The following is a 12,674-nucleotide window of genomic DNA, read 5'->3' on the forward strand; positions in this document are numbered from 1 at the left end:
ATCAATTGAAGCCTCCTCATGACATCACCGCGAGCTGATTCTCTTCTCCCCAGATGGAGTCATAGACGATGTCAACGAGGCTTGCCCTTGTCACGATTCCCGTTAGCCGGCCGTCCTCATCAAGGACCGGCACAAATTTCACGCCTCTTTTTAAAATTTTATGGACGGCGTCGCGAAGCAGGGTGCCGCTTCTGACCGTGTACAGATCCCGTTCAAGCACTTCCGCGACGGTTACCGCTTGTCTTCGTTTGCGGTCAATCATCTCCACATCGACATAACCTTGGAGAACGTTCTTTTCATCAATGACGAGCAGCGAATCCACCCGCTCGGCATGCATCAGCTGAATGGCGGCTGACAGTGTTTTCTCAGGTGTTACCGTCACGGGATCGGGATTCATGATCTGCTCCACCCGTTCAATATCAGGGCTGGATGATTGAATCAGCCGTTCCTTGCCGATAAACTCCTCAACAAATTCATTCGCCGGAAATCTGAGAATCTCATCAGGCGTTCCGGCCTGGACGATTTCTCCCGCTTTCAGAATGACGATTCTGTCCGCAAGCTTGATGGCTTCGTCCATATCATGGGTAACAAATACGATGGTTTTATGTAAGGTTTTTTGCAGTTTTTTAAATTCTTCCTGAAGGGAATCTCTCGTAATCGGGTCAAGCGCCCCGAACGGTTCATCCATTAAGATAAGCGGCGGCTCTGCGGCAAGTGCCCGTAATACACCTATTCGCTGCTGCTGTCCTCCGCTCAGTTCATGAGGGTAACGGTCTAAATATTCAGGCCCCATATCAACGAGCTTTAAAAGCTCGCGCGCCCGTTCCTTCCGTTTTTCGGCAGAATGCTTTAAAAGCTTCGGAACGAGCGTAATGTTCTGCTGAATGGTCATATGCGGAAACAGCCCGATCTGCTGGATGACATAGCCGATGCTTCTTCTGAGTTCCACCGGGTCTTGTTCCATAATGTTTCGGCCCTCTATCAGGATTCTGCCTTCTGTCGGTTCAATTAAGCGGTTGATCATTTTCATCGTCGTCGTTTTGCCGCAGCCGCTCGGTCCGATAAAACAAATAAATTCGCCTTTGTCGATATTCAGGTTGATGCTATTGACGGCTTTTTTCCCGCCTTTATACGTTTTCGAGACATTTTCTAATGTCAGCAAACACTCACACCTCCGATATTAAATTTGTTCAAATCGTTAAATTCAAATTTAACTTTTCAGACAATTGAACGTTTCCCATTATAAATTAAACTTTGTAAATTAAAAAGTTTACAATTTGTCCATATTATATATAAAGGTTGTGTAAGCACTGATTTACCCATATTGACCGGCAAAGTTCTTCTTATTGCTCCGAATTACTGCCAAATTCTCTCGGAAGAGCATTTCCGCCGGTTTAAAAATGTGGTATATTGACATCGGAATTGCTGACTGAAAGGATTGAAACTGTTGGAGAAAGATCCGTTACACGTAATCGAACAAGCTGAAGATCATTTGATAGAACGAATCGCTGAAAATATGCATACATTCGGAATGCCCGCGACGGTGGGGCGCATTTTAGGCATTATTTATATGAACCGCAAGCCGATGACCTTAACTGAATTATCAGAAGCGACCGGCATGAGCAAAACGAGAATGAGCCAGGCGGTCCGTGAAATGCTTGACGTCAATCTGGCGGAAAAAGTGTTTGAAAAAGGCGTCCGCAAAGATTTATACGACGTCGAGCAGGATTACTACCAAACCTTTATTACGCTGTTTACGGCCACATGGAGCAAGGTCGTCAGCAAAAATAAAATGATGCATAAAAAACTGAACCGCGAACTGACGGCCGTCCTTGAAAACGGCGTGCCGGAAGAAGCTGAGGAAAAAATCAACGAACTGCTGAAAGAATTAAAGGATTGGCTTGATTACTACAACTGGATCAGCCGTCTGATCGAGTTTTTTGAAAGCGAAGAAATATTCAAGCATGTTCCGAAGCCATAAGAAAAAAAACGCCCTGACCCGCAAGGCGTTTTTTTCATGCCGCATTCGGCGCTTTGGTTCGTTTTTTCTTTCTCACCGGACTCAGCGCCCGCTCCAGCCATGCCATCACAAGATCTGCGATAACGGCCATCAGCGCTGTCGGAATGGCGCCGGCTAAAATAATCGCTGTTCCGTTCGTGGCGTTTGAGCCCCTGACAATGATGTCACCGAGTCCGCCCGCGCCGACAAACGTTCCGATTGCCGTAATGCCGATCGCGATGACAAGGGCCGTCCGCAGCCCCGCCATGATGACGGAAAGCGCAAGCGGCAGTTCCACCATGCGGAGCACCTGAAATTTGGTCATGCCCATCGCTTTTCCCGATTCAAGATAAGCGTGTTCAATGCTGGCGATTCCTGTGTACGTATTCCGGATGATCGGAAGAAGCGAATATAAAAACAGCGACAAAATCACCGTATTGGCGCCGAGCCCCATGACGAGCATCAGCACCGCAAGCATCGCAAGCGCCGGCACGGTCTGAATCACGTTTGTCACCGCGAATACCCAGCCGCTTAATGTTCTGTACCTGGCAATGAAGATGCCGAGCGGGACACCTACGATCGCCGCAAATAAAACGCCGTATACCGACATGAGAAAATGGCGGTAAAACTCCTGAAGCACATAGGCGCCGTTTTGAGAATAATAAGTGCCGAGCTGCTGCAGCACTTCCATTTGCCCCACCTCATTTCTTATTCAAAATAATGATGTTTCTCCAAAAATTCTTTAGCGACGACGGACGGTTCTTTCAGCTTGCCGTCCACCTCGTAATTCAATTCCTGCATCGTTTCCGTATCGATTTTGCCGATCAGTTTATTCACAATGCCCTTCAGTTCAGGATGCTGCTTCAGCACGCTGTCGGGAATGACCGGCGAACAGTCATACGGCGGGAAAAACTGCTTGTCGTCTTTTAAAATTTTCAGATCGTACGCTTTAATCCTTCCGTCCGTTGAATAAGCGAGGACGGCGTCCATTTTCCCGTTTTTCACGGCATCGTATACAAGTCCGATCTGCATCGGATAGGTTGTGCCGAATTCAAAACCGTACGTGTCGGTGAAGCCCTTATAGCCGTCGCCTTTTCTTTTCAGCCACGCATTGTCTACACCTAGCTTAAATTGATCCGCATGCTTCTTAATATCGGACACTTTGTCTAAATGATCTTTTTCCGCAAGCTCTTTCGTGACGGTAAAAGCGTATGTGTTCTCAAATCCGTAAGAATCAAACCATTTGTAATGGAAGCGTTTCTCAAATTCCTTCTGGACGATAGATAATGCTTTTTTCGGGTCTTTTTCCGCTTCCATGCCGAGGGTGCTCGTTAAATCCGTTCCCGAGTAGCGCGTCGCGGCGATATCGATTTCACCGCCGAGCATCGCCTGCTGCTGGACATAGTTCGATCCGAGGTTTTTAATTAATGCCGTATTCAAGTCTGTATTATGCTCAATCATCTGTGCGAGCATATTGGCGAGAATTTCTGATTCCGTCATGCTTTGCGCCCCGATTTTAATCGTATCATCGGAAGCCCCGCTCAGGCCGGGAAGGGAACAGCCGCCCAGAAGCAGAGCAGCCGACAGCGCCAGTGCGCACATCCATCTCTTTTGGTTTCTTTTCAAAACAGCCAACTCCTTATGATACTTCCTTCAGTCCTTTCAGCCCTTTCGGCGTCACCTTCCGTTCCGTCGCCGCCAGCAGATAATCAATGATAATGGCTAAAATGGTGACGGGCACGGCGCCGCCGATAATATATTCAGGCTGATAGAGATTCAGGCCGATAAAAATATAGTCTCCGAGCCCGCCGCCCCCGATAAAGGAAGCAAGCGTCGCCCAGCCGATCAGATAAATGGTGGATGTGCGGATGCCCGCCATGATCACCGGAACCGCAAGCGGCAGTTCCACAAGCCTGATCTGCTCCCAGACCGTCATCCCGATGCCTTTTCCCGATTCCAGCAGATTTTTGTTTACGCCTTGAATGCCGGTATACGTGTTTCGGAGAATCGGCAGCACCGAATAGAAAAACAGCGCGACGATCGCGGGCACCTTTCCCACGCCTAACAGCGGGATAAAAAACGCCAGTATCGCGAGACTCGGCAAGGTCTGCACAATGTTGACGGCGCCGATGACGGCGCCTGCGCCCTTTTTCATTCTCGTCAGCGCCACTCCGAGCGGAACGGCGACGACAATGCCTAATATGACGGCGATGATCGAAATGTATAAATGCTCCCACGTTTTATATAACAGTTCTCCGCCGTTCGTCTGCAAAAACTTGATCATTTCATTCATTGTAAGCGTTCCTCCCCTTGTCAGCCTGTCACCAGCTGGTCTTCCTCGCCCCAGATTGAATCGTAAACGATGTCGACAAGGCTCGCCCGCGTGACAATTCCGACTAAATGCCTTTGTCCATCAACTACGGGTACATATTTCATTCCGCGCTTTAAAATTTTGCGTACGGTATCACGCAGCAGTGTACCCTGCTCGACCGTATACAGATCAGAGCGGAGCACGTCGCCGACGAGGCTCGCTTTTTTCCGGTTCTGATCAATGATCTCGACATCGACATACCCTTGCAGCACATTCAGGTCATCAACGACAAGCAGGGAATCGACACGGTGCTCCCGCATCACTTGGATCGCCTGCGAAAGTGTTTTGTCCGCCGTAACGGTGACAGGCTTTTTGTTCATCATCTGCTCGACGCGCTCAATGTCCGGTCTTGATTGCAATAACCGTTCTTTGCCGATAAATTCTTCGACAAACTCATTAGCCGGATTCCGGAGAATGTCATCAGGAGTGCCGGCCTGAACGATCTCTCCCGCTTTTAAAATGACGATCCGGTCAGCCAGCTTAATGGCTTCATCCATATCGTGGGTTACAAACACAATCGTTTTATTCAATGTTCTTTGCAGTTTTTTGAATTCTTCCTGAAGGGAATCCCGTGTAATCGGGTCAAGCGCTCCGAACGGTTCATCCATAAGAATAAGAGGCGGTTCCGCTGCAAGGGCGCGCAGCACGCCGATTCTCTGCTGCTGTCCCCCGCTCAGCTCGTGAGGATAGCGGTCTAAATATTCAGGGCCCATATCGACGAGCTTCAAAAGCTCCCGCGCCCGTTCCTTCCGCTTTTGTTCCGGCCATTTCAGCAGTTTCGGCACGAGAGAAATGTTCTGCTGAATGGTCATATGAGGGAAAAGTCCGATCTGCTGAATGACGTAGCCGATTTTCCGTCTCAGCTCCACCGGGTCCTGCTCCATAATGTTTTCGCCATCGATAAAAATCTTTCCGGATGACGGCTCAATCAGTCTGTTAATCATTTTCATCGTCGTCGTTTTTCCGCAGCCGCTCGGCCCGATAAAACAAATAAACTCGCCTTTTTCGATATTTAAATCAATGCTGTTGACAGCTTTTTTTCCGCCTTTATAGACTTTCGATACATTTTCTAATCTCAGCAATCCGTGCACCTCCGAAGGGTTCCGTTATTTTTCTGAAAAGTATAATCTTTATTATAAGATGAAATTTGTAAAATAAAAAGTTTACAATGTGTTGAAATTATATACAATATACGTATTTTTTCATGTTATCCCGCTGACAATGCGGATGTTCTTACAATCGCTCCCGATAGCTCGCATATCCTGCCGCATCATCTTTTTCATCAACTGTAAAAAATATGATATATTGTCAGCATGAAAAGCCAGTGAAGGGATGATCAGCCGTGGAAAAAAACGCTCTTGATATCATCGGGCATGCTGAAGAGCATCTCATTGAGAGAATCGCCGAGAATATGCATACATTCGGAATGCCGGCCACACTTGGTCGTGTGCTCGGTATTATTTATATGAACCGCAAGCCGATGACGTTAAATGAGCTGTCAGAGGCGACCGGGATGAGCAAAACGAGGATGAGCCAGGTGGTCCGTGAAATGACTGATGCCAATCTGGCGGAAAAAGTGTTTGAAAAAGGCGTTCGCAAAGACCTTTACGACGTGGAGCGTGATTATTACCAGACGTTTATCTCCCTGTTTACGGCAAATTGGACAAAGGCGGTCAGCAAAAACAAAATGCTCTATAAAAAGCTGAACCGCGAGCTGACTGAGCTTCTGGAATCGGAAAATCTCAGTCCCGATATTGAAGAAAAAGCCCGTCAGCTTTTGGATGAACTGACGGATTGGCTCCATTATTATGACTGGCTGAGCCGTTTGATAGAATTTTTTGAGAGTGAAGAAGTGTTTCAGCATGTGCCGAAAATAGAAAAAAGCAGCCCCCGAAGATAACCGGGCGCTGCTTTTTTAAGTCAGGAAACCAATATCGGAAACATGCCTTTCAGACCGGCGCCGATCATGCCGATCGCCACCACCGCCAAAATCAGCCCCATCAGTCGGGTAATGACGTTCATTTCGGTTTTCCCGAGCTTATTGCTGATGAAAGAAGAATAGTGAAAGAAGATGAACGTCATCGCGATGACGGCCGCAATGCCGATAAGCACGCTGATGTAATGGATGATGCCGCCATGGCCGGCCGACAGACTCATCACCGTCGCGATCGTACCGGGTCCGGCGATAATCGGAATCGACAAAGGCGTCACGGATATATCGGCTTTCTCCTTGCTCTCCCCTTTCTCTTCATGATGGAGAGACTGTACATGAGATTTCTTCGCGTTCAGAAGATTATAAGCGATGCCGAAAATAAAAATGCCGCCCGCGATACGCAAGGCATGAATGTTAATGTCGAACAGTTTAAAGATCAGATGGCCGAAGATTAAAAAAGCAGCCAAGATGATAAACGACAGCACGGAAGCCTTGCGTGCGATCGCTGTCCGTTCTTTCTCCGGGTATCCTTCCGTCAGTGAAAGAAAAATCGGCACGTTTCCGATGGGATTGGAGACTGCAAACAGTGAAATGAAGACATGAATGATGAATGAAAACATGCGTACCTCCTTATGACTTGCCGTTATTGAGTTATGTTTTGTTCTCCGCTGTTTCTTATGCATGATTTTTACCCCGGGGTCTGCTTTTTATAACCTCAGCCGGACGATCCGGAAAACAGAAAAAACCGTCCTTGTAAGGACGGTTTTTTTCTGTTTGCTATCTCCATAAGCCTTTTCCGAATTTCAACAGCCGATAAAGCATTTTCAATTTTTTTAGCATGTGTTAATTTCCTTTTTCACTCTGAATCAATGCGCCGAGAGACATGATATCTATCAGCTCCAATAAAATTCTACCATAATGGGTACTTTTTCTCTATTATCAATTCATAGAGAAGGTGATTTATATATCTTTAGAAAACTCCGTTACATCCGTCCTATTTTCTTTTATAATGTAAATATTGAACAAAATCCCTATATTACTTGTAAAAGGAGTTTTAGAATGTATTGTTCTCAATGCGGCCATCATACTGATGGCGGAAAATTTTGTGAAAAATGCGGTGCGCCCCAGCCCGGGCAGGGAGGCGCAGGCCAAACACAGGGTCAGGCCGCTCAGGCCGGCGCCGCGGCTAAGCAGGCTTCAAAGCAATTTGCCTTATTCGTGCTTGATGTGTTAAAGAGACCGTATCAAACATGTAAAACGACAGGCGGCGAACAGCTTGTCAGCAGCATCATCAACATGGTGCTTTTCTGCCTGGTGACGCCGATTATGTTTTATATTCTCTTATCAGACGGCTTTCGTGACGTCAGTTTTACGGCGGTTGTGATCAAACCGGCGCTTACCTTTGCATTATGCGTTTTCTGCCTGTATCTCTTGATTTTTATCGCTTTGAAGGCCGGCGGCGCGCAGGTGTCATTTAAAGATTCGCTGTCCAGATTCGGAGCATTTTTGATTCCGTTTACAGCTATTTTGCTTCTTGCCCTCATTTTTATGCTGCTTCATACAACCGTTTGCTTTACCATTCTGGCTGTCGGTCTTTTAGGAGCGGCGTTTGCCGTGCCTCCGCTCATGCTGGCGAGCTATCAGCATCAGCTCACTACTAAGGCGGATATCATTTATTCTGTTATCGTCATCTATTTGATCATTTGCGTAACGTTTCAATTCACGATCAAGCATTATATGAAAGAACTCATGCATTATTTCTTCTTTTAAAAACGGAAAACCCCCCCGCCTGATTGGCGCGGGGGTTTTTTTATTGAATGGATGTTAAATAAATTCTTCCGTCTTTGACAACGCCGCCATACGTCCAATTGTATGTTCTGAGCTTCGGACTGCCGCCGGCTTTCGTAATATAAAACTCCTCGTACGTATGAATCGTCAGATGAGAGCCTTTCTGTGAAAAGCTTTTGACATTCACTTTATTAAATACTTCAGTCGTCCCCTCGCTGTACAGTTTTTTGACCAGTTTCTGCTGATCAGCATACAAAGGGCTTCCCTCTTCTAAATTGCCCGCCATGATGGCAAAATTGTTAAGGCTGACGGCGCTTGATTGATTTGTCAGGTAATCAGTCATAAACGATGTGACTTGCTCGTTTGTCACGCTGCCTGAAGCTGTATTTCCTTTGGAAGATGCCCATGCGGATGTATAGGTTTTCGGCTGGTCGTTTTTTATTTTTTTTACATTTGTCCCAGAAGAATCTGAGGCTGGATCAGCTTTTTCAAAAACCCATTTTTTATGTTTTGTATCATATGAGAGTACATAATGAAAGCTCGGCTCAGCCTCTTCCATATCAGGCTTCGTATTCCCGTCGAAATAAGCAGACTCATGAAGCTCTTTACCCGTAACAGTTACTTGCCAGCGGCCGTTCTCTTGAGAAATCGCAAATGAATCCAGATCAAAGCTTGTCTCTTTATACTGATCTTTCAAAAAGGTGCCGGAACTCTTCATGCCGGATACCACTTCTTTCGTCTGCTCTTTCCAGGCGGAACCAGCCTCGGTCATCTGATCGGTATTTCCGTCTGCCATCGCTTTTGTATACTGCTTCGTTGTTTTGACAATCGTGTCCATGATTGTTTGTTGTGTATCTTGATCCGGGATAAGCGTTAATTCCATATCAGTACCGTTGATCGGAACATCGGCAGTTTTCATTTTTCCCCAAGGAAAATCAGCCTCCACGGCGGCTGTCATGGAACCGTCAGTTAAGAGCGGACCGTATGTAACGGATGTAAACGGATCTTTATGGACGGACTTGCCGTTTATCAGCAGATCGCCTTTCGCGCTTTTGAAGCTGTCTGCCGGAGTGAACGTCACATCCTCGGCGTCTAACGGCAGATCAAAATCAACATTCCGGCTGCCGGCCGCCTCTGCCTCTTGCTTTTTGACAACGTCAACCGTGTCATTTTTAAGCTTGGCTTCCGCCGTGTAGACACCGGGTGCATACGGGCCGAAGATTTGGGTTTCATCGGCTTTTTTGACCGTCCCTGTTTTCTCGCTGTTGATATAAAGATCGGCGCCTTTATAATTGCTGGTGACGCGGAAATAAACCGGATCGACTTTCAGTTCGTAATGGTCAAACAAAAGAAGGGTTTTACCCTCTTTTTTGACGTATACCGCATCTTTTTCTGATGAATTGCCGCGAAGCGTTTCCAGCAGTTCATCGTGTTTCTTTGCGTATGCAAGGAGCGGTTTGACATTGGTCTCATTCAGCTTCAGTTTTTTGTCTGAAGGAGTGAGCAGGGCTGCGAGCTTTTTCGTGTCCCCGTCATGAACCGCCTGTTCGAATTGATCCGTGAGCCTTTTTTCAGATGTCAGCCAGGCTCCGGTTTTATATGCGGCAATCAATAAGATCAGCGCTGCGGCTATGCCGCCCCATATGAAGAGCGTTTTTTTAGGGATCGGCTTTCTCATTTGTGAAGCAGGTTCAGCCGCTCTTACAGCCGCCTGCCGTTCAAGCCGGCTTCCTTTCCCGATCGGTTTTCCGCATTCTTTACAGAAATGCGCCTCTTCGTTGTTCTGTCGGCCGCAATACTTACAAAAAAACATGACTTTCCTCCTATTCAATCTACAAAACTTGTATAACTTTTCCTATGTTTCATATTTTATAATAAAGTAGAATGATTTTGGAGTTATTTTGAAAAATAGCTGTCGATCATAACGGAGGAGGAGAAACGGACATGCAAAAACTGAGCATCCGAAAAGCCGCGGATCCGGATGAAGCGCTGTATGAACTATTGCTGCTGGCCGATCCGTCGAAAGAGATTGTCGATGATTATCTTGTAAGAGGAGAATGCTATACGGCTTGGACGTCAGACGAGCTTGCAGGGGTTTACGTTTTATTGCAAACAAGGCCTAAAACGATAGAAATCGTAAACATCGCGGTAAAAGAATCGCTGCAGAACAGGGGATTCGGAAAACAGCTGGTGCAAGATGCCATTGAAAAAGCGAGACAATCGGGAGCTGACACGATTGAAATCGGCACCGGAAATTCCAGTATTCATCAGCTGTCACTCTATCAAAAATGCGGATTCCGCATTCAGGCTGTCGACCATGATTTTTTTATCAGACATTATGATGAAGACATTTTTGAAAACGGCATTCAATGCCGGGATATGATACGGCTTTATTTGGATTTATGATAAAAAGGGCGCCGGCTGATACCGGCGCCCCTTCGTTTACCATTCAGACGGATTGATCCGCTTGTTTCTCTGAATTTCTTTGACTCCCTTGTCTGACTGAAAAAACAGCAAAAACGATCGTAAGGGTCAGTCCGACCGCCGCAAAAATATAATCCGCATTCATCAACAGCAGAAGCCCTGTGTAGACAGCGGCAGACAGCGGTTCACCCATTTTGACAATGGAAAAAATCAGTGCAAAAACCCTTCCGAAATATGCGGCCGGAACCGTCTTTTGGAAATACAGCACCGTTTGCACATCAATATACGAGATGATGATGCCAAGCACCAGGAAAATGATGCACTCAAACCCGTGAAGCGGAAAAAACAGCACCAAAATGAGCAGTCCCGCTGCCGTTAACGTCCGCGGATACAGCCGGTTCAAGCGTTTTGTATTCCATTTGAAAAATACGGCCAGATTGCCCAAAAGCATCCCCGCCTGAAACATTGAATACATGACGGCAAACCATACAGAATAGTTCTGCTGAAAACGTTCCACAGCAAGAATCGGCCCCATTACTGAAATAAGACCGGCAATGACGAGATTTACGACGAAAAAGTATCCGACCGATGTCAGCCATGCCGCATTTCCTTTCAGCATTCTGTAGCCGGCTTTTACATCTTCAGCCCCGTTGCTTTTTTCATTGGGCTGTTCTGAAATACGAATGAACGCGATAAATGCCGCGGAGATAAAAAAAGCAGTTCCGTTTATGGCAAACAGCAGCCCGAACGGAATAGCCGCAATCATGATTCCGCTGATCAGTTTTCCGACGATGAGTCCGATCAAGTCACTCGTATTGATCAGAGATGTCGCCTGATCAAGATGCTGTTTGCGGACGAGCAGCGGAATGATCGCGACTTTCGCCGGCGCAAACAGCATCGATTGCAGAGATAGACAAAAGGCGCACACCCCTGCTATCCACACGGTTAATAAATCGTTCGCGCTGAGCACCGCCAAGAGGATCATGATGACGGCCCGGCCCGTATTGCACAAATACAAGATCGACTTTTTTCGGAATAAATCAATCAGCGGTCCCGCCAGCACGCCAAATGTCAACGGCACGAGTTCGATAAAAGAAATAACGCCGACAAGAATTTTACTGCCGGTCAATTCCAGCACTAACAGCGGCAGTGCAATAAGCCAGATACCGTCCGCCGCTGAAGAAAACACCTGCGCACACCAAAGCTTTGCATAGTTCGGTGTTCGATATGTCATATCAGGCCCTTTTTTGATCCTCGGCATCAGAAACACCGCCGAACCATTCCAGCGTTCTCCATGATTCCCGTCTTTCCGTATAATCCTCTTCCATCACCTCAAATACAATGCCGGTATCTTGATTCCGATAAAGCTCCTGCAAAGTATCGGCAGCCCGTCTCAGCAGCTCCTCAGCGATCGTCCCTTCACTCGGATGGCGGCCCTCAAAACAGCGGACGCCGCCATGCGGGAACGCAAGCTGGCGAAATGAGCTGAAGTGATAATGTTTAATGCTCTCTTTTATCGAGAGAAACTGAAAGAAATCCGGGTATCTCAGCTGGTCATTTCTGAACATAAGCGCGGAAGACAAGTGAGTCTGATAGGTAATCGCCCAATGGCACAGATCCCACGTAATACCGACATGCTTCAGATCCAGCTGAACCAGCTCTGTAAAATCCTCAGGATAAATGAAAATCGGATCAAAATCCTCTCCCAGATTCCCGATGATCGGAAGGTTTTCCACACCGATCCAAATGTCCGTCCCTTTCAGCTGCTCATCAAACTCTGCGAAAAACTCAATGATTTTTTTACGGTTTCCTTCCAGGTCATACACTTGAAATTCCTCAACCGTCATAAATTGATTCGCATGAACGGTTATGCCTTTGGCGCCGTATTTCACAGCGAGCTCCGCAAAGTGATAAAGCTGTTTTTTGATGTGATCTTCATGCACATAATCGGCATGATCTGTCGGGAAATGCAGCGTCAATAATGAAGGATCCAGCTGTTTTGCATATTCCAGCGTCTGATTGAATGTTTTGAGATAATCCGCTTCACTAAAGGAGCGGCCATCAAAAATATTCGCTTCCAGACCGTATCCCGCTTCCACCCATTTCTCATCGATTTGCTTCGGATCAAGTCCGAAAAACGGAATTTGAGCAATCATAGG

At 46.8% G+C, this 12,674-nt stretch carries 13 protein-coding genes; 4 read left to right on the forward strand and 9 right to left on the reverse strand.

What is annotated here, in order from left to right; genetic code table 11:
* Positions 1-16: 16 nt before the first annotated feature.
* A complete protein-coding gene (locus tag HAP68_RS15805) occupies positions 17-1,162 on the reverse strand; it encodes a betaine/proline/choline family ABC transporter ATP-binding protein (protein ID WP_024085809.1) in 1,146 nt (381 codons plus the stop codon).
* Positions 1,163-1,447: 285 nt separating this feature from the next.
* Here HAP68_RS15805 and HAP68_RS15810 point away from each other — a divergent pair, with 285 nt between their 5' ends.
* Entirely contained in the window at positions 1,448-1,981 is a 534-nt protein-coding gene (locus tag HAP68_RS15810) for a GbsR/MarR family transcriptional regulator (protein ID WP_003151660.1), read from the forward strand.
* Between the two features lie 34 nt (positions 1,982-2,015).
* Here HAP68_RS15810 and opuCD read toward each other — a convergent pair whose 3' ends face one another.
* Genes opuCD through opuCA form a run of 4 tightly spaced genes read right to left on the reverse strand, consistent with a single transcriptional unit; the run spans position 2,016 to position 5,452 of the window.
* Entirely contained in the window at positions 2,016-2,690 is a 675-nt protein-coding gene (gene opuCD, locus HAP68_RS15815) for a glycine betaine/carnitine/choline/choline sulfate ABC transporter permease OpuCD (protein ID WP_003151658.1), read from the reverse strand.
* 17 nt (positions 2,691-2,707) lie between these two features.
* Positions 2,708-3,601 (reverse strand): osmoprotectant ABC transporter substrate-binding lipoprotein OpuCC, encoded by an 894-nt coding sequence (opuCC, locus tag HAP68_RS15820; RefSeq protein ID WP_088412342.1) that lies wholly within the window; start codon positions 3,599-3,601, stop codon positions 2,708-2,710.
* Between the two features lie 37 nt (positions 3,602-3,638).
* Entirely contained in the window at positions 3,639-4,292 is a 654-nt protein-coding gene (locus tag HAP68_RS15825) for an ABC transporter permease (protein WP_003151654.1), read from the reverse strand.
* 20 nt (positions 4,293-4,312) lie between these two features.
* The gene (opuCA, locus tag HAP68_RS15830; protein WP_024085810.1) at positions 4,313-5,452 is read right to left on the reverse strand and encodes an osmoprotectant ABC transporter ATP-binding protein OpuCA; all 1,140 of its coding nucleotides are present in this window, start codon (positions 5,450-5,452) and stop codon (positions 4,313-4,315) included.
* Between the two features lie 260 nt (positions 5,453-5,712).
* Here opuCA and HAP68_RS15835 point away from each other — a divergent pair, with 260 nt between their 5' ends.
* A complete protein-coding gene (locus tag HAP68_RS15835) occupies positions 5,713-6,270 on the forward strand; it encodes a GbsR/MarR family transcriptional regulator (protein ID WP_003151649.1) in 558 nt (185 codons plus the stop codon).
* 20 nt (positions 6,271-6,290) lie between these two features.
* Here HAP68_RS15835 and HAP68_RS15840 read toward each other — a convergent pair whose 3' ends face one another.
* Positions 6,291-6,923, reverse strand: a complete 633-nt coding sequence (locus HAP68_RS15840; protein WP_003151647.1) for an NAAT family transporter — start codon at positions 6,921-6,923, stop codon at positions 6,291-6,293.
* Positions 6,924-7,362: 439 nt separating this feature from the next.
* Between HAP68_RS15840 and HAP68_RS15845 the strand changes: the two genes are divergently transcribed.
* On the forward strand, positions 7,363-8,073 hold the full coding sequence (locus tag HAP68_RS15845) for a hypothetical protein (RefSeq protein ID WP_024085811.1): 711 nt from the start codon (positions 7,363-7,365) through the stop codon (positions 8,071-8,073).
* A 40-nt stretch (positions 8,074-8,113) separates the two neighbouring features.
* On the opposite strand, the gene HAP68_RS15850 is transcribed toward HAP68_RS15845, so the two are convergent.
* On the reverse strand, positions 8,114-9,904 hold the full coding sequence (locus tag HAP68_RS15850) for a zinc ribbon domain-containing protein (RefSeq protein WP_003151641.1): 1,791 nt from the start codon (positions 9,902-9,904) through the stop codon (positions 8,114-8,116).
* Positions 9,905-10,035: 131 nt separating this feature from the next.
* Between HAP68_RS15850 and HAP68_RS15855 the strand changes: the two genes are divergently transcribed.
* Positions 10,036-10,497, forward strand: coding sequence for a GNAT family N-acetyltransferase (locus tag HAP68_RS15855; protein ID WP_024085812.1), 462 nt, complete (start codon positions 10,036-10,038; stop codon positions 10,495-10,497).
* Between the two features lie 43 nt (positions 10,498-10,540).
* On the opposite strand, the gene HAP68_RS15860 is transcribed toward HAP68_RS15855, so the two are convergent.
* Both HAP68_RS15860 and HAP68_RS15865 read right to left on the reverse strand, forming a co-directional pair.
* Complete coding sequence (locus HAP68_RS15860) at positions 10,541-11,776, reverse strand: MFS transporter (RefSeq protein WP_043867435.1); 1,236 nt, start codon at positions 11,774-11,776, stop codon at positions 10,541-10,543.
* Positions 11,751-12,671 (reverse strand): TIM barrel protein, encoded by a 921-nt coding sequence (locus HAP68_RS15865; RefSeq protein ID WP_015387694.1) that lies wholly within the window; start codon positions 12,669-12,671, stop codon positions 11,751-11,753. The genes HAP68_RS15860 and HAP68_RS15865 overlap by 26 nt, the downstream gene beginning before the upstream one ends.
* Between the last annotated feature and the right edge of the window lie 3 nt (positions 12,672-12,674).

This window comes from Bacillus sp. Bvel1, assembly GCF_014872755.1.
GTDB classification, from domain to species: Bacteria; Bacillota; Bacilli; order Bacillales; family Bacillaceae; genus Bacillus; species Bacillus velezensis.